Below are 23,177 nucleotides of genomic sequence, written 5' to 3'. Positions count from 1 at the left end.
GGTTTGCGGAAACGAATCCCTGTGGAATAATACTGGCTACTTATACAGTTGTTCCGGCCCCAGGGCCAAGTCGATCACGTGAGGATTTCAATGGACGACAACAAGAAGCGCGCCTTGGCTGCGGCCCTGGGTCAAATCGAACGCCAATTCGGCAAGGGCGCGGTCATGCGCATGGGCGACCACGAGCGCCAGGCGATCCCGGCCATCTCCACCGGTTCCCTGGGCCTGGACATCGCTCTGGGCATTGGCGGCCTGCCGAAGGGCCGTATCGTCGAGATCTATGGCCCGGAATCCTCGGGTAAGACCACGCTGACCCTCTCGGTCATCGCCGAGGCCCAGAAAAACGGCGCCACCTGTGCCTTCGTCGACGCCGAACACGCCCTCGACCCCGAGTACGCCGGCAAGCTGGGCGTCAACGTCGACGACCTGCTGGTCTCGCAGCCGGACACCGGCGAACAAGCCCTGGAAATCACCGACATGCTGGTGCGTTCCAACGCGGTAGACGTGATCATCGTCGACTCCGTGGCAGCCCTGGTACCCAAGGCCGAGATCGAAGGCGAGATGGGTGACATGCACGTTGGCCTGCAGGCCCGCCTGATGTCCCAGGCGCTGCGCAAGATCACTGGTAACATCAAGAACGCCAACTGCCTGGTCATCTTCATCAACCAGATCCGTATGAAGATCGGCGTGATGTTCGGCAGCCCGGAAACCACCACCGGTGGTAACGCCCTGAAGTTCTACGCCTCGGTGCGCCTGGACATCCGCCGTACCGGCGCGGTCAAGGAAGGCGACGAGGTGGTCGGTAGCGAAACCCGCGTCAAGATCGTCAAGAACAAGGTCTCGCCGCCGTTCCGTCAGGCTGAGTTCCAGATCCTCTACGGCAAGGGTATCTACCGCAACGGCGAGATCATCGACCTGGGTGTTTCCCAGGGGCTGGTGGAAAAATCCGGTGCCTGGTACAGCTACCAGGGCAACAAGATCGGCCAGGGCAAGGCCAACGCTGCCAAGTATCTGCAAGAGAACCCAGCCATCGGCGCCGAAATCGAGAAGCAGATCCGCGAGAAACTGCTGACCTCGGGTGCTGTTGCAGCTGCTGCCAAGGCTGCTGCCGCCGAGGCCGATGCCGACGACCTGGCCGACGCCGACGCCGGTTACTGATTGACCCCATGTCCGTCGTACTCGACACCCCCGTCGCCGTTCGGCGGACAGCCATGGACCTGCTCGCGCGCCGCGAGCATGGTCGCGTCGAGCTGACACGCAAGCTGCGTCAGCGCGGCGCGCCGGATGAGCTGATCGAGCCTGCGCTCGATCGGCTTGCCGAAGAAGGGCTGCTCAGTGAGGCCCGTTACCTCGAAAGTTTCATCCGTTACCGCTCCAACGCCGGTTACGGCCCCGCGCGTATTCGCGAGGAGCTTGGCCAGCGTGGCTTGAACCGTGGCGATATCGACCAGGCCATGCGCGACAGCGAGGTGGACTGGGCTGCGCAGTTACGGGATGTCTGGCAGCGCAAGTTCGCTGGGCAGCGGCCTCAAGACCCGCGTAGCCGGGCACAGCAAACGCGATTTCTCGCCTACCGTGGGTTTGCCATGGACATGATCGGCCGGCTGCTCAGCGGTCGCGATCTTGACGATTACTGAAGGCCTGTGGGCTGGCTCGAGCACGAGCCAGCCCACAGGCCTTTTTGCGTTCAGTTCACGCGCAAGGCATCTCGGGCGCGTTGGGTGGTATGCATGGGCTGGGGCTTGGCCCAGTTTTCCGATAGGTTGATGAAGTCCACCAATTCTCGCAGGCGCCCTTGGTCGCGGCCGTTGAAGGCGAACGTCAAGCGTGTCAGGTGGCTGAAGTCGCCTTGCTCGTGCTCGGCGCCGCTGTCGGGCTGCTGGTGGTACCTGCCACTCAGGCGCAGGTCGGCAAAGCCTTCCTCCACGTCATGCAAGGCTGCTTCGCTGAGTGGGTGATGCATGCGGATCACGAACTGGTTCTTCAGCCAGCGGCTGGAGTGGTAGTTGCTGTAGAACTGGTTGATTTCCTCTACCGCTTCGTCAGCACTGTGCACCAGGCGCACCAGCTTCAGGTCACTGGGCAGGATGTAGCGGTTTTCCTCGAGCTGGCGGCTGATGAAGTCCAGCGCGTCGCGCCAGAAGCTGCCGCCGGGCGAGTCGAGCAGCACCACGGGCACCAGCGGGCTCTTGCCGGTCTGGATCAGGGTCAGCACTTCCAGGGCCTCGTCGAGGGTGCCGAAACCCCCTGGGCACAGTACCAGCGCGTCGGCCTCCTTGACGAAGAACAGCTTGCGAATGAAGAAGAAGTGGAACGGCAGCAGCTTGTCGGTGCCATCCACCGTGGCGTTGGCATGCTGCTCAAAAGGCAGGGTGATGTTGAAACCCAGGCTATGGTCGCTGCCTGCGCCCTCATGGGCCGCGGCCATGATGCCGCCGCCGGCGCCGGTGATGACCATCAGCTCAGAGCGGGCCAGGGTGGCCCCCAGCTCCCGGGCCAGGGCATACATCGGGTGCTCCAGCGGAGTGCGCGCCGAGCCGAACACGGTGACCTTGCGCCGCCCTTTATAGCGCTCCAGGGTGCGGAACGCATGGTCCAGTTCACGCAGTGCCTGCAAGGTGATCTTGGCGTTCCAGCGGTCACGGTCGTCGTGCGCCATGCGCAGGACGGTCAGCATCATGTCGCGGTACAAGGGCAAGTTGGGGCTGTTCGGTGCGACCAGTTGCAGTTGCTGGTCGATATGCGCCAAGTCGATGCCATGGTCACGGAAGTGGTTGAACAACAGCTCGTTCGGTTGGTAAGGCATTCAACGTCTCCTTCTGCAGCAAAACCTCTGACCGGGTCGATGGCAGGTCCCGGCCGCGACACTGCGTGTGTCGCTGGCTGCTGTGGCTCGAGCGTGCGCCCCGAGCGTTGCAGTAGGCCTTCAAGGCCATGTTGCAGTGGCAGTTCCATCGCGTTGTCGTTGTTATGGACACTCGTTATCAATCTAGACGCTGGCGCGGCTTCGTGCCGCCTGTCAGATCGGAGCGAGACTCTGCTCGGCTTTGGTTTACTGGAGGCGACCAGACGCGCGGTGCAGGGAGGTGGTGGTATGCATCTGGTGCTGGAGGTGGACGGGCAGCTGTTGCAGCTGCTCGAACGAGAGGCGCAGGCTCATTGCCTGAGCCTGGAGGCTGAGTGCCTGCGCCGCCTGCAAGGCCACGAGCGGCATTCGCGCTATCTACAGGCCTTGTTGGCCGAGCTACGCGCCGAAGATGAGCAACGGCGCGCCAGTGACGGCAACCAGGTGGCCTGAAATCACTTCTTCTTGTTGCCGGCCGTGCAGCTGGCGGCATCGAAGGCCTGGTCCATGACCGGCTGGTTGGTCTTGTAGACGCTGAAGCGGTAGACCATCACCGCGCCCTTGGACATCAACTGGCGATAACCGTTGTTGCGGCAAACACTGTCGCCCAGCTGGCTGCGCACCTGCGCGGGGTTGGCTTGCATGCGCGCGGCATGCTCCTGACGCACGCTCAGGTGATTGACCAGTGCCTTGCCTTCGGCGGTATAGCCCTGGTCAAGGATGTCTTCGTTGATGGCCCGTGGGGTGCCGACGCTGCTTTCCTTGGCGACCTTCTGCAGCATCTGGGTCAGCTCGTATTCCTGCTTGGACGCGGCCTGGGCCGCCAGGGGCAGGGCGAGCAGCAGGCTCAGGGTCGGGGCGATAAGACGCAGCATGAATCTCTCCTGGTTCGATGACTGGCGCTTTGACCGGCGCCGGCGGGCGGCGTTCCATGAAACCGCTGGGTTTCCAGGCCGCCAGAACCTGGGATTATAAAGGAGCCATCGGCCAGGCTGCACGGCAAATGACGCATGCTCTGGTAGACTGCGCCTTTGTTTTTACCGAGTTATCGCCGTGCCCCGCCCATCTTCCCTCCAAGGCCTGCTGCCATGAGTCACGCGGTAGCGCGCTTGCGCGCCGAGCGCCTGGCCCGCAGCAACAAGCCGTTCATTGCCCGTGGCTCGCGCGCCGAGCGTTGCCCGGATTGCCGAGTGATCGCCAGCCACTGCCTGTGCGCCTGGAAACCCAAGGTCCAGGCCGAGGCCGGCGTGTGCCTGCTGATGCATGACACCGAGCCGTTGAAGCCGACCAACACCGGCTGGCTGATTGCCGACCTGATCGAGGACACCTCGGCCTTCGGCTGGCTGCGCACCGCGGTGGACGAGCGTCTGCTGGCGCTGCTCGACGACCCACGGTGGCAACCTTTCATCGTCTTCCCCGGCGAGTTCGTCGCCCAGGAGCGGGTGGTCAGCGAGGTGCTGCGCGAGCCGGGCAAGCGCCCGCTGTTCATCTTGCTCGACGCCACCTGGACCGAGGCGCGCAAGATGTTCCGCAAGAGCCCGTACCTGGACCGTTTCCCGGTGCTGAGCCTGCAGGCCGAGCAGATGTCGCGCTATCGCCTGCGCCGCTCCAAGCGCGATGACCACTTCTGTACCGCCGAGGTGGCCGCCATGTGCCTGGAGCTGGCCGGCGACAGCCAGGCCTCCCAGGCCCTGGACGCCTACCTGGATGTGTTCAGCCTGCACTACCTCAGCGGCAAGCGTCGCCTGGCGCTGGATGCGCAGGATGAGGTGCATCAGCGTTTGCATACCTTCCTATAGTCCAAGGGGCAGGCCCGACGGTTTGGTTCATACTGTCGGGGCTGGCAGCCAGGGTGGGCGGAGTCGACCGGCTTGACCACCCGGTTCGTGCTCGGCATCCTTGGCGCCGCTTCAGGCACGACGAAGCTGCTGTTACCCCGGACTTCGCCGTGCCATCCCGGCCGGCGGCCCTGCCGTTCGCGCCATGAGTTGCCTGCCAGGCGCGCCCGTACCCCAAGCGCCCGGCACAGAACAGGATCCATAGATCGATGGCCACATACGAAATCCTGATTGCCGATGACCACCCGTTGTTTCGCAGTGCCCTGCGCCAGGCCGTTACCCTCGGCCTGGGCCCGGACGTGCGCCTGGTGGAAGTGGCGAGCATCGCCGAACTGGAGGCCAGCCTCGCGGAAAAGTCCGACTGGGACCTGGTCCTGCTGGACCTGAACATGCCAGGCGCTTACGGCTTCTCCGGGCTGGTCCTGTTGCGCGGCCAGTATCCGCAGATCCCGGTGGTGATGGTGTCGGCGCAGGAAGAAGCGTCGGTGGTGGTGAAGTCCCGCGAATTCGGTGCCAGCGGCTTCATTCCCAAGTCCAGCGAGCTGAGCAAGATTCAGGAAGCGGTGCGCAACGTGCTCGACGGCGACGTCTGGTGGCCGCCCCAGGCGTTCGAGAAAGTCGACGTGTCGGCGGAGGCCAAGGCCGCCAGCGAAGGGCTGGCCAGCCTGACCCCGCAACAATTCCGCGTGCTGACCATGGTCTGCGAAGGCTTGTTGAACAAGCAGATCGCCTATGAGCTGAGCGTTTCGGAAGCGACCATCAAGGCCCATGTGACAGCGATCTTCCGCAAGCTGGGCGTGCGCACCCGCACCCAGGCGGCGCTGCTGTTGCAACAACTCGAATCGGTTTCGGCTACTTGAGGGGCGCAGCTTCACGCTTTTTTGACCCCGACTGGTCTAGTCTGCTGGCCTTTTTCTCGGTGAAGTGACACACACGCATGTCGCCATTCAAAGGCCAGACCGGCCTCAAACGTATCGTCAATGCCGCGGGCTACTCGTTCGACGGCCTGCGCACCGCCTTCAAGGGCGAGGCGGCTTTTCGCCAGTTGGTGCTGCTCAATGTGCTGCTGATTCCCATCGCCTTCTGGTTGCCGGTCAGCCGCGGTGAGCGGGCGATCCTGATTGCCGTGTGCCTGCTGGGGCTGATCGTCGAACTGCTCAACTCGGCGGTGGAGGCGGCCATCGACCGTATCTCCCTGGACCGCCACCCGCTGTCGAAGAATGCCAAGGACATGGGCAGCGCCGCGCAATTGGTAGCAATGACCATGGTCGCGCTGGTCTGGGGCGTGATCCTGCTCGGCTGAGCCTCAGGCGATCGGCGGCAGGACGATTTCGTCACTGCGGCGCACGCCCGCGGTGAAGCGGCGGCACAGTTCGAGAAACTCGCGCATGGCCGAGGTCTGGTACTTCTGTTTGTGCCAGATGAAGTAGAACTGCCGCGACAGGTCCAGCGCCGGGGTTTCCACCGGCACCAGGCTACCGCGACGAAATGCGTCGCGAAGCGCCAGGCGCGAGATGCAGCCAATGCCCAGGCCTGATTCCACGGCGCGCTTGATCGCTTCGGTGTGCTCCAGCTCCAGGCGAATGTTCAAATTGGCGCGGTGATGACGCATGGCCTGGTCGAAGGTCAGGCGCGTGCCCGAACCTTGCTCGCGCAGAATCCATGCTTCATGGGCCAATTGCTCGATATCGGCATGGCCGACCTTGGCCAGCGCATGTTGTGGCGCGCAGAACACCACCAGTTCGTCCTCCACCCAGGGCTGAACTTCCAGGTCGGGGTGGTTGCAGTCGCCTTCGATTAGACCCAGGTCAATTTCGTAGTGGGCGACTTGTTGCACGATATGCGCGGTATTTTGTACATGCAGTTTCACCTGGCTTTCCGGGTGTATCTGCATGAAGCTGCCGATCAGCAGGGTGGCCAGGTAGTTGCCGATGGTCAGGGTGGCGCCGACGGTCAGCGAGCCGAAACCGGACTTGCCGTTGAGCAGATCCTCGATTTCCTTGGCCTGATCGAGCAGGGCGACGGCTTGCGGCAGCAGTTGGTGCCCCAGGGCATTGAGGCTCAAGCGCTTGCCGGCGCGGTCGAACAGCTGGCAGCTGGACTGGCGCTCCAGTTCGGTGATCGAGGTGCTGGCGGCCGATTGCGACAAGGCCAGCACGCCAGCGGCCCTGGACACACTCTGGTGCTGAGCGACGGCGACGAAGACCTGGAGCTGACGAAGTGTAAATCGCATATCTATATAACCGATAACACATATCTTGATAATTCAGTTAACAGATATTGTCGCTGCCCCTAAACTATCGCGCAACTGCGCGTCTTGTGCGCGCCGCGTTTTCCTTCAGGAGCCCCATCGATGAGCAACATGAACCACGAACGTGTCCTCAGTGTGCACCACTGGAACGACACCCTGTTCAGCTTCAAGTGCACCCGTGACCCGGGCCTGCGCTTCGAGAACGGTCAGTTCGTGATGATCGGCCTGCAGCAGGATAGCGGCCGTCCGCTCATGCGCGCCTATTCCATCGCTTCGCCAAACTGGGAAGAGCACCTGGAGTTCTTCAGCATCAAGGTGCCGGACGGCCCGCTGACCTCACAGTTGCAGCACCTTAAGGAAGGCGATGAGATCATCATCAGCAAGAAGCCTACCGGCACGCTGGTACTCGACGACCTCAATCCGGGCAAGCACCTGTACCTGCTGAGCACCGGCACCGGCCTGGCGCCGTTCATGAGCGTGATCCAGGACCCAGAAACCTACGAGCGTTTCGAGAAGGTGATCCTGGTCCACGGCGTGCGTTACGTCAACGAAGTGGCCTACCGCGAGTTCATCACCGAGCACCTGCCGCAGAACGAGTTCTTCGGCGAGTCCGTGCGTGACAAGCTGATCTACTACCCGACCGTGACCCGCGAGCCGTTCGAGAACCAGGGCCGTCTGACCGACCTGATGCGCAGCGGCAAGCTGTTCAGCGACATCGGCCTGCCACCGATCAACCCGCAGGACGACCGCGCTATGATCTGCGGCAGCCCGAGCATGCTCGACGAGACCAGCGAAGTGCTGGACAGCTTCGGCCTGAAGATTTCGCCGCGCATGCGCGAACCGGGTGACTACCTGATCGAGCGTGCGTTCGTCGAGAAGTAAGGCGAGCGGCAGAAATGAAAAACGCAGGCCTGGCCTGCGTTTTTTTATGCACGCGGAACAGCTTCGCCGTGTGTGCTATCGCGGGGCAAGCCCGTGTCGACACCGGATCACTCCGGCGCCACCTCCAGCACCCGGATCACATCCGGTTGCGGATAATGCCAGCGCACCTGCACATCCCAGAACTTCACCCCATATACCCGCTCGGGCGGTGGTACCTGGTAGGCAGGGCGTGGGTCCTGGGCCAGACACTGCTCGATCAGCTCGACCAGCGGTTCGCCCAGGCGCAGCGCATGTTCGTGTGCCTGGGGCAGGGCGCTGTCGCTCCAATCGACGGCAATCGCCGCAGGTGCGTCACTGGCCATCCGGTTGACTGCCCCGCTGACGCTATCGGCATAGGGCACATAGGGCTTGATATCCAGCACCGGCGTGCCATCGAGCAGATCGATACCCGACAGCAGCAGGCGCCCGGGCTCCACGCCTTCCAGGCGTACCACTGACTGGCCGATGCCGTTGGGCCGATGGGTGGAGCGGGTGGCGAACACCCCCATGCTCTTGTTGCCGCCCAGGCGCGGCGGGCGTACCTTGAGCCGTGGCTTGTCTTCCAGGGCCTGGTGGAACAGGAACAGCAGCCAGACGTGGCTGACCTGCTCCAGCCCTTCGACGGCATCGCCCTGGTCAAAGGGCGGCAGCAGTTCCAGCACGCCTCGGGCGGCGGGCGCCAGCTGCGGTTGGCGTGGAATGGCGAACTTCTCCTTGAAGCAGGAGCGCAGGATGCCGACTGGCGAGACCGTGTGTCGCATCACTGCCTCAGCCGCGCACGCGCAGGGTGAGGCCCTTGAGGAAGTTGCGCAGCAACTGGTCGCCGCAAGGGCGGTAGTTGTCGTGGCCGACCTTGCGGAACAGCGCGCTCAGTTCTGGCTTGGAGACCGGGAAGTTGACGGCCTTGAGCACCGCGTGCAGGTCGTCTTCCTTGAGCTCGAAGGCAACTCGCAGCTTCTTGAGGATGGTGTTGTTGGTCACCGGTAGCTCGATCGGTTGCGGCGGGCGGCTGTCGTCGCGGCCACGGCGGTGGATCACCAGGCCGTCGAGGAAGTGTGCCATGACCTTCTCCGGGCAGCGTACGAAGCCGGGTTCCTCTTCTTTCTTCACATAGGTGGCGATGGCCTCGACGGGAACCTCGAGACCCGAGAGCTTGATGATCTCGGCCATTTTCTGGTCGTTGGCCTTGAGCATGTAGCGCAGGCTGCGCAGTACGTCGTTGTGGTTCATTGCAGCGAATCCTGTTCTGTTGCCGCGTCAGTCATTGCGCGGCGGTAATGCTAGAAGCGTTCTGTAGCGGCCACGTAGCGCCACTGGCCCAGCGGCAGCTTGCCCATCGATACCCCGCCAAGGCGGATGCGACGCATCGCCAGTACCTTGAGGCCAGCGGTTTCGCAAAGCTGTTCGATCAAGCCCGGTTGCGGGTTCTTCAGCACAATGCGCAGGTGTTGCTCGTTCTGCCAGCTGGCCTTGGCCTTCGGCAGTTCGACGCCCTTGCGCTCCACGCCGCGGGCCAGGCGCTCGAGGGCGCCTGGCTTGGCTTCACCACTGACCTGGACGATATATTCCTGCTCCATGCGGCGCAGGTCGGCCTCGAGCTTGCGGGTTACCCGCCAGTCCTGGGTGAACAGCTGCAGGCCACTGGCGCCGGGCAGCAGCGGGACGATGCAGGCCTGGCGGGCGAAATGCCCATGCAACGGGCGCACGCCGTCGCGGTGTGCTTCACTGAGGCTGGCCATGCTGATGCTGGCCAGGGCGCTTGCGCTGTTTTGGCCGGCCTGCTGGTTGAGCAGCAAGGTGACCGGTTCGAGTGAGTCGGCACGAGCGCCCGGGAGCAGCTCGACCTGCTGTTCGGTAATCTTGAACTGGGGTTGTTCGACCACCACGCCATCGACCGTGACCCAGCCACCTTCGATGTACAGTTCGGCCTCACGGCGGGAGCAGCCAAGCTGTTCGATGAGGCGTTTGGAGAGACGAATGGGTTCGGACATGGACAGGGGCATCACGCGGTAAGGAAAGCCTTCATTGTACCTGCCTGCGCAAGGTAGCGGCTGCAAATCGATGTCATTTGCGCCATTTCGGAGCGCGGTGGTGGTTTCCTGAGCTTGAGTGCCAGGACGTTGTACGAACAAGCCTCATATGTAGTAGGGGATAGGGCTGGCCTAGGCCGTCGGTTTCCGAGCGGCCGTAGATCTCGAAGCCTTCATGCAGGTAGAAACCCAAGGCTTGCGGGTTCTGTTCGTTGACGTCCAGGCGTTCGGCGTTCAACTCGTTCACCGCGTGGCGCAGCAGGCGCCGTCCGATGCCCTGGCCACGGTGCTCGGGCGCGACGAAGAGCATGTCGACCCGGCCGTTGGCCACCCCGGCAAAGCCGCGGATGCGCCGTCTGGCATCCTTGCAGCAGACCAGCATCACGGCATCCAGATACTTGCGCAGCACGTGCTCGCGCAGCAGCAGGATGTAGCCCTCGGGCAGGAAATCGTGAGTGGCCCGCACCGACGCCTCCCACACCCGGACCAGCTCGGGATAATCGCTCTGATGAGGTGTGTGCAGCGTGACGGTGGGCGACATCCTGTGATCCTCGGGGGCCATTGAGGAAAACATAGATGCAAAAAAATACCCCGCCAGCTGGCGGGGTATTTTCAGGCGGGTTTCGCTCAGATGGGCTCGGCCCACATGTCGTACTCGTCGGCGTCGACGATCCGGCAGCGGACCTTGTCGCCTGGCTTGAAGCCATGGTCGCCGTCGATGAACACGCTGCCGTCGATCTCCGGTGCGTCGAAGAAGCTGCGGCCGACCGAGCCTTGCTCCTCGACTTCGTCGATCAGCACTTCGATCTCCTTGCCGATGCGCTGTTGCAGGCGCGCGGCGCTGATCGCCTGCTGGTGGGCCATGAAGCGGTCCCAGCGGTCCTGCTTGACGTCATCTGGCACTTCTTCAAGGCCCAGGTCGTTGGCCGGGGCGCCTTCGACCGGCGAGTACTGGAAGCAGCCGACGCGGTCGAGCTGGGCCTCGGTCAGCCAGTCGAGCAGGTATTGGAAGTCTTCTTCGGTCTCGCCGGGGAAGCCGACGATGAAGGTCGAGCGGATCACCAGCTCTGGGCACTGCTCGCGCCAGCTCTTGATGCGCGCCAGGGTACGGTCCTCGAAGGCCGGGCGCTTCATCGACTTGAGTACCTTGGGGCTGGCGTGCTGGAAGGGGATGTCCAGATAAGGCAGGATCTTGCCGGCGGCCATCAGCGGGATCACGTCGTCGACGTTCGGGTACGGGTACACATAGTGCAGGCGCACCCAGGCACCCAGGCTGCTCAGGGCTTCGCACAGCTCGAGCATGCGGGTCTTGACCGGGCGGCCGTTCCAGAAGTCGGTCTTGTACTTGACGTCGACGCCGTAGGCGCTGGTGTCCTGGGAGATCACCAGGATCTCCTTGACGCCGGCCTTGACCAGGCGCTCTGCCTCGCTCAGCACCTCGCCGACCGGCCGGCTGACCAGCTTGCCGCGCATCGACGGGATGATACAGAAGCTGCAGCTGTGGTTGCAGCCTTCGGAAATCTTCAGGTAGGCGTAGTGGCGCGGGGTCAGCTTGACGCCCTGCGGCGGCACCAGGTCGATCAGCGGGTTGTGGTCCTGGCGCGGCGGCACTACTTCGTGCACGGCGTTGACCACCTGCTCGTACTGCTGCGGGCCGCTGACCGACAGCACGCTGGGGTGCACGTCGCGGATATTGCCTTCCTCGACACCCATGCAGCCGGTGACGATGACCTTGCCGTTTTCCTTGATGGCTTCGCCGATCACTTCCAGCGACTCGGCCTTGGCGCTGTCGATGAAGCCGCAGGTGTTGACCACCACCACGTCGGCGTCCTCGTAGGTGGGCACGACTTCATAGCCTTCCATGCGCAGCTGGGTGAGGATGCGCTCGGAATCGACCAGGGCCTTGGGGCAACCCAGGGAAACGAAGCCGACCTTCGGAGTGGCGGGAGTGGTGGACATGGCTAACCTCGGTATTGAATACAGGTCGCCCGGCCGCTGACGGGGGCGCTCCTGGTGGGCGCTTTTCGCGCCTCTGATCAAAAAGTGCGCAATTCTAGCGAGCGCAAGGTCGCTTTACCAGCAGAAATACGACGAACGCTGCGCTATGCTTCGCGCCGTTGCGCGGGGGCATCCGGGATGCCCTGGCGCGGGTGGCAATTCAACCGGTCTAGAAGGCCTTCTGCGGGAGTGGTCGATGGTTCAGGCAAGCAGTCACGCCGAAGGCGGGCAGGGCGCAACGCGGTCGTTGGGCCTGTTGGTGGCAGCTGTCGGGGTGGTCTATGGCGATATCGGCACCAGCCCGTTGTATACCCTCAAGGAAGTCTTCACCGGTGGTTACGGGGTGCCGGTCAACCACGATGGCGTACTGGGCATCCTGTCGCTGATCCTCTGGTCGCTGTTGTGGGTGGTGTCGTTCAAGTACGTGATGTTCATTCTGCGCGCCGACAACCAGGGCGAAGGCGGCACCATGGCGCTGACCGCGTTGGCGCGGCGGGCCACGGCCAGTCATCCGAAGCTGCGCGCGTTGATGGTCGGCTGCGGCTTGATCGGCGCCTCGTTGTTCTACGGCGACAGCATGATCACCCCGGCAGTGTCGGTGCTGTCGGCAGTGGAGGGCATGGGCCTGGCGTTCGACGGTATCGATCACTGGGTGGTGCCGATCTCGCTGGTGGTGCTGGTGGCGCTGTTCCTGGTGCAAAAACACGGCACCGAGAAGATCGGCAAGCTGTTCGGCCCGATCATGGTCACCTGGTTCGTGGTGCTGGGTGCGCTGGGGGTGCACGGCATCGCCCAGAGCCCCGAGGTGCTCAAGGCCTTCAACCCGGGCTGGGCGTTGAATTTCTTCATCGTGCACCCGGGCATGGGCGTGGCGATCCTTGGCGCGGTGGTGCTGGCGCTGACCGGTGCCGAGGCGCTGTACGCCGACATGGGCCACTTCGGCCGCAAGCCGATCGCCCGCGCCTGGTTCGCCCTGGTGTTGCCGGCGCTGGTGCTCAACTACTTTGGCCAGGGCGCGATGCTGCTGCAGAACCCGGAGGCCGCGCGCAACCCGTTCTACCTGCTGGCGCCGGGCTGGGCCCTGCTGCCGCTGGTAGGGCTGGCGACCATGGCCACGGTGATCGCTTCCCAGGCGGTGATCTCGGGAGCCTTCTCCCTGACCCGCCAGGCCATCCAGCTGGGCTATGTGCCGCGCATGCAGATCCAGCACACCTCCAGCGACGAGCAGGGGCAGATCTATATCGGCGCGGTGAACTGGACGCTGATGGTCGGCGTGGTGCTGCTGGTGATCGGCTTCGAGTCGTCCGGGGCACTGGCGGCGGCCTATGGCGTGGCGGTGACCGGCACCATGTTGATGACCACCATCCTGGTGGCTTCGGTGATGCTGCTGTTGTGGAAATGGCCGCCGCTGCTGGCGGTGCCGATCCTGGTGGGGTTCCTGCTGGTGGATGGGCTGTTCTTCGCCGCCAACGTGCCGAAGATCGTCCAGGGTGGCGCGTTCCCGGTACTGGCGGGCGGGGTGCTGTTCCTGCTGATGAGCACCTGGAAGCGTGGCAAGCAGATCCTCGTCGAGCGCATCGACGAAGGCGCGCTGCCGCTGCCGGTGTTCATCGGCAGTATTCGCGTGCAGCCGCCGCACCGGGTCGAGGGCACCGCGGTGTTCCTCACCGCGCGGCCCGACGCGGTACCCCATGCGCTGTTGCACAACATGCTGCACAACCAGGTGCTGCACAACCAGGTAGTGCTGCTGACGGTGGTCAGCGAGGACCGGCCGCGGGTGCCGGAGCATGAGCGCTTCGAGGTGGAAGCCTATGGCGATGGGTTCTTCCGGGTGTTGCTGCACTTTGGCTTCATGGACGAGCCGGACGTGCCGGCGGCATTGAAGCTGTGCCACCTGGACGAGCTGGATTTCAGCCCGATGCGCACCACCTATTTCCTCAGCCGGGAGACGGTGATCGCCTCGCGCCTGGAGGGGATGTCGCGCTGGCGGGGCAACCTGTTCGCGTTCCTGCTGAAGAACGCCAACGGCAACCTGCGCTTCTTCAATCTGCCGCTGAACCGGGTGATCGAGCTGGGGACCCAGGTCGAGATCTGACCCAGCGCCTGCTTTGCCGCCGTTCGCTCCTACGGGTTTTGCCGGTCGTCTCGGTCCTGTAGGAGCCAGCTTGCTGGCGAACCAGGCGCCGCGGAGGCTGGCACCGGCGATGCCGGTGTTCGCCGGCAAGCCGGTTCCTACGGGGTTTGCTGGCCGTCTCGGTCCTGTAGGAGCCAGCTTGCTGGCGAACCAGGCGCCGCGGAGGCTGGCACCGGCGATGCCGGTGTTCGCCGGCATCGCCGGCTCCTACGGGTTTTGCCGGTCGTCTCGGTCCTGTAGGAGCCAGCTTGCTGGCGAACCAGGCGCCGCGGAGGCTGGCACCGGCGATGCCGGTGTTCGCCGGCAAGCCGGCTCCTACGGGGTTTGCTGGCCGTCTCGGTCCTGTAGGAGCCAGCTTGCTGGCGAACCAGGCGCCGCGGAGGCTGGCACCGGCGATGCCGGTGTTCGCCGGCAAGCCGGCTCCTACGGGGTTTGCTGGTCGTCTCGGTCCTGTAGGCGCCTGGCTTGCTGGCGATGGACCGCGCAGCGGTCCGCTTTCACATCATTTTTCAGCGACGCTGGACTTCCCCTGGCGCGTCTCGATCTCATCGATCAGGCGCTTGGCCAGTGCCGGGTAGTTCTCGTCGAAGTGGTGGCCACCGGGCAGCTTCATGCGCTCGCCCACCGCCGTCTTGTCGGTGCAGCCGCTTTCGTCGGTCTCTTCCACGCCATAGATGCACACCACCTTGGCCGCTGGCAGCTTGGCCATCTCCGGCCCGGTCGGGGCCTCCTGGCCTTCCTTGCCCAGCCAGCCTTCGACCTCGATCTCGAAGCTGCCGCTGCGGGCGAAGGCCAGCAGTATCACCGCGTCGATACGCTTCTGGTCCTCGGCGGACAGGCGATTGTAGATGGCCGGCAGCACATCGGCGCCGAACGAATAGCCGGTCAGCACGAACCGCTTGGTGCCCCATTTCTGCCGGTAGTGCTGCATCAGTTCGGACAGGTCGGCGGCGCTCTGCTCCGGGGTCTTGTGCTGCCAGTAGTAACGCAGGGTGTCGATACCCACCACCGGGAAGCCGAGTTTGGCCATTTCACCGGCCACATCGCGGTCCAGGTCACGCCAGCCGCCGTCGCCGGAAAGGAACAGGGTGACGGTGTCGGTGCTCTGTCCGGCGGGCACCTCGACCACCGGGATGGCCAGGGCATTGCCGTCCTGGCCGACCAGGGCCTGGGTCAGCTGGGCCTTGAGCACCTGCGGCAGGTGGATGTCGTAGTCGGCGATGCTGGTCTCGGCGTTGGCCTGGTCGCGCACGAAGGCGGCGCTGGCGTCGTCGGGGTTGTCGTTCCAGGCCACATTCCAGTGGCCGTGGGGCGCGGCCTTGGGCAGCGCGGCCGGGCAGCCGGGTTGCTCGAGGGTGAAGTCCACCGAGATGGCCCGCGCCTTGTCGTCGGTCTGGGTGGCCAGCCAACGCCAGGCCTGGGCAGCGCCCGGGCCAATGCCGGCGACCAGGGTTGGCTTGTCGGCCAGTTGGGTCAGGGCCTGGTCCATCGCCGCTTGTTGTTTGGCGCAGTCGGCAGGTGGCAGGATCACCTGCACCAGCTGGGCTTCGCCGGCCTGGCTGAGGTCGAGCAGTTGTTTATCGCTCAGGGCTTGCTCCTGGGGCACGCCGATGGCCACCCGGGCTTTGGCGTGCACACCCGGGGTGGCGCGGATCAGGTGGCTGCCATCGTTCAGCGTCAGGTGCTCCAGGCGCGCCTGGGGTGCCGGTCGGGTCCACAGCCAGAAGGCCGTGGCCCCGGCCATGGCGGCCAGCAGCAGGGGAATCAGTACATACAGCCAATAGCGTCGGATCATCAACGTTTCACCAATCCAGTCAGGCCGCCAGCGATCAGGGCGGCGGTATCGGCCAATGCCACCAGCGGGTCGAGCCCGGCTGGCACGGCCATGTAGCGAGGTTCCCAGTCCGGCTGGAACTTGTCCTTGAAGCGCCGCAGGCCCTGGAAGTTGTAGAGCTGTTCGCCGCGCTGGAACACCATCGAGCCCAGGCGCTGGGTCAAGGGCGCGCCACGGCGCGGCTGCAAGCCGGAAAGGGGCACCATGCCCAGGCTGAAGCGCCCATAGTCGTGGCTCTTGTAGTGCAGGATCAGGCCAACCATCATGAATTCCATGGTCAGCTTCGGTGCTTCGGGGTGGGCGCGCATCAGGTCGAGGCTGGCCAGTTCGTTGCTGTGGGTTTCCAGCAGGTTGGCGAAGGCCACCGGGCGGCCCTGGAAGCGAATCAGGGCGATGCGAAAGTGCTGCAGGTATTGCGCACTGAAGCGGCCCAGGGAAAAGCCTTTCTCACGGACGTTCTTGCCGCTCAACCAGGCGTCGGAAATTTCCTTGAGTTCGGCCAGCGGTGCATGGCCAGGCTCGTGGATCTCCAGGGTTAGGCCGTCGCGGCCACCACGGTTCCAGGTGTAGCGCAGGTCTTTCATCTCCTTGCCCTTGGCGTCGATGTCGAAGCGGCGCAGGTCGACCCGCGCTTCCTCGCCAAGCTTGATCGCGGTCAGGCCGATGTCCATGTAGAACGGCAGGTTCTCGGCGCGCACCTGATAGAACACCGGGCGGGCATGGTGCAGGTCGCACAGGTCGCGGAACTGCCAGATCATCTCGGCGCGCTCCTGGGCCGGGCCGATCGGGTCGTACAGCGCCACCAGGCTGCGGCCACGGCGGGCGTACATGAGGAAGGCGTTGTCGCTGGGGTGGAATAGCAGGGCCTTGTCGCCGGTCAGGGCCAGGCCGCCGTCAGGCTGGTCGGAGGCCAGCAGGATGCGGTTGGCGCGTTGCAGTTCCTCGTCACTCGGCAGGTGGATCACCGGGCGCGCGGTGCGCAGCAGCCAGGTCAGCGCGACGACTACCAGCAGCACCGCGCTGCCAAGCGCTGCGCGCAAAGCTCGTGGCGCATCGGCATCGAGGGTGAACTGCCACCACAGCTTGTGGGTGTAGGGGACGTCCTGGTAAGCGAACAGCAACAGCCACACCGAGGCACCAACCACGCAGGCACTGGCCACCAGGTACACCGGCGAGAACGGCAGTTCCAGCAGGCGGCTGGGGCGATAGAACGAGCGGCGGAACAGGGCCAGCAGGGCGGCGGTGAAGCTCAGCAGGCTGGCCTCTTCCCAGTCGAAGCCCTTGAGCAGCGACAGCAGCGCGCCGACCAGCAGCAGCACGGTGGTCAGCAACCAGGCGGCCGACAGGCGCCGGCGCAGGCCTTGGGCCAGCAGCAGGCAGAGCACGCCGACCAGGCTGGCGCCGAAGTGCGAGGCATCGATCAACCGGTGCGGAATCAGGAAACCCATGTGCTCCAGGCGGCTGTCGATCTCAGGGGTGGCCCCGGAGAACAGCAGCACCACGCCAGAGAGGAACACCAGGATCGCCAGCACCGGCGCGGCCAGCCCCGAGGCCGCACGGATCGCCTGTTGGGTGACCATCAAGCGGCGGGCTTCGTTGGCCAGCAGCAGAACGCAAGCCACCAACAGCGGCAGGACCACGTAGATCAGCCGGTACAGCAGCAGCGCGGCCGCCAATGGCGCGGCGCCCAGCTGGTTGGCGAACGCCGCCAGCAGGATCGCCTCGAACACCCCGACGCCGCCGGGCACATGGCTGAGCACCCCGGCGGCCAGGGCCAGCAGGTATACCAGCACGAATGCGCCGAAGGGCGGCGCCTCCGGCAGCAGCAGGTAGAGCACGGTGGCGGCGGCGGCGACGTCCAGCGCGGTAATCAGCAATTGCAGGGCGCTCAGGCGGGCGCCCGGCAAGCGCAGGGTGCGGCGGCCGAACTGCACCAGCAGGCTGTCGGCCAGTGGCTGTTCGGGCAGGCGGCGGCGATACAGGCCAATCACCAACGCCACGGTCACCAGCAGCACGGCGGCGGCGATGCTGCCCAGCAGTATGGGTGGCAGGCGCAATGCGCTGGCGGCGGCCGGCAGGTCGCTGAGGGTGGCCAGCGCCGCCAGCGGTGGCAGTGCGCAGCCCAGCGACAAGCTGGCGAACACCGTCATGCGCGCCACTTCCGCGGCGCCCAGGCCCTGGCGGGCATACAGGCGATAGCGCACCGAGCCGCCAGAGAGCATCGACAGGCCGATCGCGTTGCCGATGGCGAACGCACTGAATCCACCGAGCAGCAGGGTGCGCGGCGGCAATCGCACGGCGGCATAGCGGCTGGCCGACCACTCATAGCCGAGCAGGATCACGAAGCCGAGTAGCGTGGCGAGGAAGGCACCGAGCAGCGACTGGCTCGGCACGCTGAGCATCGCATCGTGCAGGGCATAGATGTCCAGCTCGCTCAGCAGGTGGCGACAGGCGACCAGGCCCAGGGCGAACAGCAGCAGGGTCAGGGCCAGCCCCAGCGGTTGACGGTACCTGCTCAGGCGTTCCAGCCAGGGCAGGTGTTGCGCGGCCGCAGGCAAGGCCGCGGTCAGCGGAGCCTGGGTGTCGGGTGTGGGAGCGGTCATGAAATGCCTCGTGCGGTGGGCGCGAGGCGCGGGCGAGGTACGGCCAAGTGAAAGTCCCTTTGGAAAAACGTATCCGAATATTACTCCGGGCCGGCGGCTTAATCTGTTTCAGGATAGTTAAAGATAGTTCATGCAGCCACGCGGCCAGGGCGCGGTAACCAAGGGCTGGCGGTGGGGGGAGAGGGGAGATTTTGCGGGGGCTAAATGCAACAAACCCCGCGTTATCTTTCGATAAGCGGGGTTTGTTCTGACGAATATGGTTGCGGGAGCCGGATTTGAACCGACGACCTTCGGGTTATGAGCCCGACGAGCTACCAGGCTGCTCCATCCCGCGTCAGTGGTGTGCATTCTACGGATCTATGCTCGGGTGTCAAGCGTTAATCTTTGATTTTCCGTAATTTTTTCGGTGTCGCGGTACTGGGAGCGGTCTTGCCTGCGAACAGCGGCATAGTGGGTGCCATGCACGGCGCTGTTTGCTGCGCCAGCAAGCTTGGCGTCTACGGGTAAACACCAGGCAATAAAAAAGGCCACTGTCGAAACAGTGGCCTTTTCTTGAATCTGGTTGCGGGAGCCGGATTTGAACCGACGACCTTCGGGTTATGAGCCCGACGAGCTACCAGGCTGCTCCATCCCGCGCCTGTGGAATCGAATTCTACGGATTTCCCTGGGGGTGTCAAGCACTAATTCAAAAAAATCCTTTTTCGTTCAATCCCTTAGCGCCCCTGATCATGGCGCAGGTCAGTCGCGACGGGGCTTTCAGCCCGATTGTCGCCGTCAGGCTGTCTCGTCTGACGGCCTTACGGTAGTATCTGTATGAATTTACAGTAGTGGCTGTCGTCCATGTCCCTGCGCAAGATCATCCACATTGATTGTGACTGCTTCTACGCCGCCATCGAGATGCGCGATGACCCGCGCCTGGTCGGTCGGCCAATGGCGGTGGGGGGGCAGCCGGGCCAGCGTGGGGTGATCGCCACCTGCAACTATGAGGCGCGTGCCTATGGCGTGCGCTCGGCGATGGCCTCGGGGCATGCATTGAAGTTGTGCCCGGACCTGGAGATCGTCAAGCCGCGTTTCGAGGCCTATCGCGAGGCGTCGCGGGAAATCCACGCGATCTTTCGCGACTACACCGAGCTGATCGAGCCATTGTCGCTGGACGAGGCCTATCTGGATGTCAGTGGCAGCCAGTGGTTTGCCGGCAGCGCCACACGGATTGCCGAGGACATTCGCCGGCGGGTGGCCCAGCAACTGCATATCACGGTTTCCGCCGGGGTGGCGCCGAACAAGTTCCTGGCCAAGATCGCCAGTGATTGGCGCAAGCCCAACGGCCTGTTCGTCATTACTCCCGATCAGGTGGAAGAGTTCGTTGCTCATCTGCCGGTGGCGCGCTTGCACGGAGTCGGCAAGGTGACGGCGGACAAGCTCTCGCGGCTGGGGATCGACACCTGTCTGTCGCTGCGCGACTGGTCGCGGCTGGCACTGGTTCGCGAGTTTGGCAGTTTCGGTGAGCGGCTGTGGGGGCTGGCGCGGGGTATAGATGAGCGGGCGGTGCAGAACGACAGTCGACGGCAGTCAGTCAGCGTCGAGAACACCTACGACCATGACCTGCCTGACCTGGACAGTTGTCTGGAAAAACTGCCGGAGCTGCTGGCCAGCCTGAACGAGCGGATTACGCGGATGGACAGCAGCTATCGGCCCGACAAGCCCTTCGTAAAGGTCAAGTTCCATGATTTCAGCCAGACCACCCTGGAGCAGGCGGGGGCGGGTAGGGGGCTGGAAAGTTATCGGCAGTTGCTCAGCCAGGCGTTTGCCCGGGGCGGCAAACCGGTGCGGTTGCTGGGCGTTGGGGTAAGGCTGCGCGATCTGCGCGGGGCGCATGAGCAGTTGGAGTTGTTCGAAGATAAATAGAAGAGGGGCTGCCAAGCAGCCCCTCTTCTATTTACTGCACGCCCGGGTCGGCCACCAGGCGCCCGGTGGCCTTGGTCAGGCTCTGCACGAATTCCTGTTGCAGCTCCGGGTCGTTGCGGGTCAGTTCGATCAGGCTCTGCTCCAGTTCGCTGGCTTCTTCTTCCAGGCCCAGCTCCGACAGGCGCTTGACCCGATGTACCCACTGGCCGACATCGTCGTCCTCCAGGTCATCGAAGATCAGCTCATGGGCCTCGAGCAGCTTGCTGCGCAGGTTGCCGCTGACCAACAGGCTGGCATCGCCGCGCACGCCTTTGTCCTCATCGACCACTTGCAGGTGCAGGGTGCCGATGTGGTTGAGGTTCTGCTCGGAGAATGGGCTGTCCAACAGGTTCAGGCGCAGCACACCGTTCTTGTCGGTGGTCAGCTCGTGGGTTTTCTTGCCGGCCTTGACCTCGACCAGGCGTTCGTTCCACGGCAGGCTGGTGAACTCCTCGCGCTTGCCTTTCTCGACTTCGTTGATTCCGGCCAGGTTCTGCTGGGCGCGGCCGTTGGACGGCACGTTCATGAACGGGTTGATCCCGTCCACGCCGTAGCTGAGCCAGTCATGGGTGACGCTGTCCGGCAGGTTGCCCAGGGCGAACACATTGACCACGTTGGCGCCGATGCCGGCCACCACTGCCACCGCGCCCAGCGGGATCTCGTAGATCTCCCGCCAGGGCTGGTAGGGGGTGTAGCGGTCGTAGTGGCGGGTCACCTCGAATTCGGTGACCTCGAACCGTTGCTGTTCGTGAATGCGCACGCGCCGTTGCGGAAGCTCCATGACCTTGGGCTCGCCGACATCGATCTGCAGACTATGCTCGAGCAGTTTGCGCTCGACGCGCTCCTCGTGGTCGCTGCGCTGGGACATCTGGTTGGCACAGCCGCCGAGGAACAGGGCGCCGCACAGTGCGGCGCCCCCCAGGGTGTAGGTACTTCGCTTGGACATGATCACTCGCGCAACAGTTATCAGCGGCGGATACGAGCCTGCAGGAAGGCCAGCACTTCATTGAGCGGCAGCGCCTGGGCGTCGGACTCGGTGCGGTGCTTGTACTCCAGGTTGCCTTCGGCCAGGCCGCGGTCGCTGACGACGATACGGTGCGGGATGCCGATCAGCTCCATGTCGGCAAACTTGATGCCGGGGCTGGTCTTCTTGTCGCGGTCGTCCAGCAGCACTTCGTAGCCGGCGGCTGTCAGTTCGGCGTACAGCTTGTCGGTCGCCTCGCGCACCACCTCGGTTTCGTAGCGTAGCGGGACCAGGGCAATCTGGAACGGTGCCAGGGCGTCGTTCCAAATGATGCCCTTGTCGTCGTGGTTCTGCTCGATGGCGGCGGCGACCACGCGGGACACACCGATGCCGTAGCAGCCCATGGACAGCATCACCGGCTTGCCGTTCTCGCCCAGAACCTGGCATTTGAGCGCTTCGCTGTACTTGGTGCCGAGCTGGAAGATGTGGCCCACTTCGATGCCGCGCTTGATCACCAGGGTGCCTTGGCCGTCCGGGCTCGGATCGCCCGCGACGACGTTGCGCAAGTCGGCGACTTGCGGCACCGGCAGGTCGCGCTCCCAGTTCACGCCGAAGTAGTGCTTGTCGTCGATGTTGGCGCCGATGCCGAAGTCGCTCATCAACGCGACCGAGCGGTCGATCACGCATTCCAGTGGCAGGTTCAGCGGGCCGAGCGAGCCAGCGCCAGCGCCGATGGCGGCGTGCAGCTCGGCGTCCGACGCCATGACCAGCGGGTCGGCGACCTGTTCCAGCTTGGCAGCCTTGATTTCGTTCAGCTCGTGATCGCCACGGACCACCAGGGCGACCAGCTTGCCTTCCTCGGCACCGTGCACGATCAGGGTCTTGACGGTTTTCTCGATCGGCAGGCCGAACTGCTCGACCAGTTGTGCGATGGTCTTGGCATTCGGGGTGTCGACCAGGCGCAGCTCTTCGGTCGGCGCCGGGCGCACCGTTTCGCGCGGAATGGCTTCAGCCTTCTCGATGTTGGCGGCGTAGTCGGAGGTATCGCTGAAGATCACATCGTCTTCGCCGGAAGAGGCGAGTACGTGGAACTCGTGGGAATAGTTGCCACCGATCGAGCCGGTGTCGGCCTGCACAGGGCGGAAGTCCAGGCCCAGGCGGGTGAAGATGTTGGAGTACGCCAGGTGCATGCGGTCGTAGGTTTCCTGCAGGGAAGCCTGGTCGGCATGGAAGGAATAGGAGTCCTTCATGATGAACTCGCGGCCACGCATCAGGCCGAAGCGCGGACGGATCTCGTCACGGAACTTGGTCTGGATCTGGTACATGTTCAGTGGCAGTTGCTTGTAGCTGGACAGCTCGTTGCGCGCCAGGTCGGTGATGACCTCTTCGTGGGTCGGGCCGACGCAGAAATCACGCTGGTGGCGGTCTTTCAGGCGCAGCAATTCGGGGCCGTATTGCTCCCAGCGCCCGGATTCCTGCCACAGCTCGGCGGGCTGGATGCTCGGCATCAGCACTTCGAGGGCACCGGCGGCGTTCATTTCCTCGCGGACCACCGCTTCGACCTTGCGCATCACTCGCAGGCCCATCGGCAGCCAGGTGTACAGGCCGGAAGCCAGTTTGCGGATCATGCCGGCGCGCAGCATGAGCTGGTGGCTGATGACCACTGCATCTGCCGGGGTTTCTTTCTGGGTGGCGAGCAAATATTGACTGGTGCGCATGGTGAGCCGTGTCGATTGCCTGAATGTTGAATGACCCCGCATTGTACGGGGGCGAAACGAAAGCGTACAGGATGCCCCAGGGCGGTGCGCTTGTCAG

Annotated in this window: 21 protein-coding genes and 2 tRNA genes; 9 read left to right on the top strand and 14 right to left on the bottom strand. The window is 64.1% G+C overall.

All coding sequences use genetic code 11. From position 1 onward, the window contains the following. Nucleotides 1-90 precede the first annotated feature (90 nt). Together recA and recX are read left to right on the top strand one after the other, a co-directional pair. The gene (recA, locus tag E3U47_RS02770) at nt 91-1,158 is read left to right on the top strand and encodes a recombinase RecA (RefSeq protein WP_134689483.1); all 1,068 of its coding nucleotides are present in this window, start codon (nt 91-93) and stop codon (nt 1,156-1,158) included. Between the two features lie 8 nt (nt 1,159-1,166). After that, nucleotides 1,167-1,637 carry a recombination regulator RecX gene (gene recX / locus E3U47_RS02765; RefSeq protein ID WP_134689481.1) on the top strand — a complete coding sequence of 157 codons (471 nt, stop codon included), beginning with the start codon at nt 1,167-1,169 and terminating at the stop codon, nt 1,635-1,637. A 50-nt stretch (nt 1,638-1,687) separates the two neighbouring features. Here recX and E3U47_RS02760 read toward each other — a convergent pair whose 3' ends face one another. Then, entirely contained in the window at nt 1,688-2,806 is a 1,119-nt protein-coding gene (locus tag E3U47_RS02760; protein WP_134689479.1) for an LOG family protein, read from the bottom strand. Nucleotides 2,807-3,094: 288 nt separating this feature from the next. Between E3U47_RS02760 and E3U47_RS02755 the strand changes: the two genes are divergently transcribed. Next, nucleotides 3,095-3,298: a hypothetical protein gene (locus tag E3U47_RS02755; protein WP_134689477.1), complete on the top strand. Its 204-nt coding sequence runs from the start codon at nt 3,095-3,097 to the stop codon at nt 3,296-3,298. A 2-nt stretch (nt 3,299-3,300) separates the two neighbouring features. Here the strand turns inward: E3U47_RS02755 and E3U47_RS02750 are convergent, their stop codons facing one another. Beyond that, nucleotides 3,301-3,720 carry a quorum-sensing-regulated virulence factor family protein gene (locus tag E3U47_RS02750; protein ID WP_134689476.1) on the bottom strand — a complete coding sequence of 140 codons (420 nt, stop codon included), beginning with the start codon at nt 3,718-3,720 and terminating at the stop codon, nt 3,301-3,303. 213 nt (nt 3,721-3,933) lie between these two features. On the opposite strand from E3U47_RS02750, the gene E3U47_RS02745 reads away from it, so the two are divergent. The 3 genes from E3U47_RS02745 (at nt 3,934) to E3U47_RS02735 (ending at nt 5,986) form a co-directional block, all read left to right on the top strand. Beyond that, on the top strand, nt 3,934-4,644 hold the full coding sequence (locus E3U47_RS02745) for a tRNA-uridine aminocarboxypropyltransferase (protein ID WP_134689474.1): 711 nt from the start codon (nt 3,934-3,936) through the stop codon (nt 4,642-4,644). Nucleotides 4,645-4,892: 248 nt separating this feature from the next. Next, entirely contained in the window at nt 4,893-5,543 is a 651-nt protein-coding gene (gene erdR / locus E3U47_RS02740) for a response regulator transcription factor ErdR (RefSeq protein WP_134689472.1), read from the top strand. Nucleotides 5,544-5,620: 77 nt separating this feature from the next. Continuing rightward, a complete protein-coding gene (locus E3U47_RS02735; protein WP_134689470.1) occupies nt 5,621-5,986 on the top strand; it encodes a diacylglycerol kinase in 366 nt (121 codons plus the stop codon). A gap of 3 nt (nt 5,987-5,989) precedes the next feature. Here E3U47_RS02735 and E3U47_RS02730 read toward each other — a convergent pair whose 3' ends face one another. Further along, on the bottom strand, nt 5,990-6,916 hold the full coding sequence (locus E3U47_RS02730; protein ID WP_134689468.1) for a LysR family transcriptional regulator: 927 nt from the start codon (nt 6,914-6,916) through the stop codon (nt 5,990-5,992). A 120-nt stretch (nt 6,917-7,036) separates the two neighbouring features. On the opposite strand from E3U47_RS02730, the gene fpr reads away from it, so the two are divergent. Then, a complete protein-coding gene (gene fpr, locus E3U47_RS02725; RefSeq protein ID WP_011535180.1) occupies nt 7,037-7,816 on the top strand; it encodes a ferredoxin-NADP reductase in 780 nt (259 codons plus the stop codon). Nucleotides 7,817-7,923: 107 nt separating this feature from the next. On the opposite strand, the gene tsaA is transcribed toward fpr, so the two are convergent. The 5 genes from tsaA to rimO all read right to left on the bottom strand — a co-directional run bounded on the left by tsaA (nt 7,924) and on the right by rimO (nt 11,844). Next, nucleotides 7,924-8,616 (bottom strand): tRNA (N6-threonylcarbamoyladenosine(37)-N6)-methyltransferase TrmO, encoded by a 693-nt coding sequence (gene tsaA / locus E3U47_RS02720; RefSeq protein WP_134689466.1) that lies wholly within the window; start codon nt 8,614-8,616, stop codon nt 7,924-7,926. A gap of 7 nt (nt 8,617-8,623) precedes the next feature. Further along, complete coding sequence (locus E3U47_RS02715; RefSeq protein ID WP_134689464.1) at nt 8,624-9,085, bottom strand: DUF1456 family protein; 462 nt, start codon at nt 9,083-9,085, stop codon at nt 8,624-8,626. A 50-nt stretch (nt 9,086-9,135) separates the two neighbouring features. Beyond that, nucleotides 9,136-9,846: an rRNA pseudouridine synthase gene (locus tag E3U47_RS02710; protein ID WP_134689462.1), complete on the bottom strand. Its 711-nt coding sequence runs from the start codon at nt 9,844-9,846 to the stop codon at nt 9,136-9,138. A 73-nt stretch (nt 9,847-9,919) separates the two neighbouring features. Further along, complete coding sequence (locus E3U47_RS02705; RefSeq protein ID WP_134689460.1) at nt 9,920-10,426, bottom strand: GNAT family N-acetyltransferase; 507 nt, start codon at nt 10,424-10,426, stop codon at nt 9,920-9,922. A gap of 86 nt (nt 10,427-10,512) precedes the next feature. Beyond that, nucleotides 10,513-11,844, bottom strand: coding sequence for a 30S ribosomal protein S12 methylthiotransferase RimO (gene rimO / locus E3U47_RS02700; protein WP_134689458.1), 1,332 nt, complete (start codon nt 11,842-11,844; stop codon nt 10,513-10,515). A 235-nt stretch (nt 11,845-12,079) separates the two neighbouring features. On the opposite strand from rimO, the gene E3U47_RS02695 reads away from it, so the two are divergent. After that, nucleotides 12,080-13,978 carry a potassium transporter Kup gene (locus E3U47_RS02695; RefSeq protein ID WP_134689456.1) on the top strand — a complete coding sequence of 633 codons (1,899 nt, stop codon included), beginning with the start codon at nt 12,080-12,082 and terminating at the stop codon, nt 13,976-13,978. Nucleotides 13,979-14,519: 541 nt separating this feature from the next. On the opposite strand, the gene E3U47_RS02680 is transcribed toward E3U47_RS02695, so the two are convergent. From E3U47_RS02680 to E3U47_RS02665, 4 genes are all read right to left on the bottom strand, one after another. Next, nucleotides 14,520-15,812 carry a virulence factor family protein gene (locus tag E3U47_RS02680; protein WP_134689451.1) on the bottom strand — a complete coding sequence of 431 codons (1,293 nt, stop codon included), beginning with the start codon at nt 15,810-15,812 and terminating at the stop codon, nt 14,520-14,522. Continuing rightward, complete coding sequence (gene mprF / locus E3U47_RS02675; RefSeq protein ID WP_134689449.1) at nt 15,812-18,454, bottom strand: bifunctional lysylphosphatidylglycerol flippase/synthetase MprF; 2,643 nt, start codon at nt 18,452-18,454, stop codon at nt 15,812-15,814. Before mprF ends, E3U47_RS02680 begins: the two co-directional genes overlap by 1 nt. Nucleotides 18,455-18,711: 257 nt before the next feature. Beyond that, nucleotides 18,712-18,788 (bottom strand) — tRNA-Met (locus E3U47_RS02670). 225 nt (nt 18,789-19,013) lie between these two features. Continuing rightward, nucleotides 19,014-19,090, bottom strand: a tRNA-Met gene (locus E3U47_RS02665). Between the two features lie 210 nt (nt 19,091-19,300). Here E3U47_RS02665 and dinB point away from each other — a divergent pair. Continuing rightward, nucleotides 19,301-20,359 (top strand): DNA polymerase IV, encoded by a 1,059-nt coding sequence (gene dinB, locus E3U47_RS02660; protein ID WP_167659426.1) that lies wholly within the window; start codon nt 19,301-19,303, stop codon nt 20,357-20,359. Nucleotides 20,360-20,390: 31 nt separating this feature from the next. On the opposite strand, the gene E3U47_RS02655 is transcribed toward dinB, so the two are convergent. Together E3U47_RS02655 and E3U47_RS02650 are read right to left on the bottom strand one after the other, a co-directional pair. Next, a complete protein-coding gene (locus E3U47_RS02655) occupies nt 20,391-21,344 on the bottom strand; it encodes a hypothetical protein (protein ID WP_134689445.1) in 954 nt (317 codons plus the stop codon). Nucleotides 21,345-21,364: 20 nt separating this feature from the next. Continuing rightward, on the bottom strand, nt 21,365-23,080 hold the full coding sequence (locus E3U47_RS02650) for a proline--tRNA ligase (RefSeq protein WP_134689443.1): 1,716 nt from the start codon (nt 23,078-23,080) through the stop codon (nt 21,365-21,367). Nucleotides 23,081-23,177: the final 97 nt, after the last annotated feature.

This window comes from Pseudomonas sp. RIT623, from assembly GCF_004519305.1.
Lineage (GTDB): Bacteria > Pseudomonadota > Gammaproteobacteria > Pseudomonadales > Pseudomonadaceae > Aquipseudomonas.
Note: the sequence above shows the minus strand (reverse complement) of the source record. Positions and strands in the feature narration are given on the sequence as shown.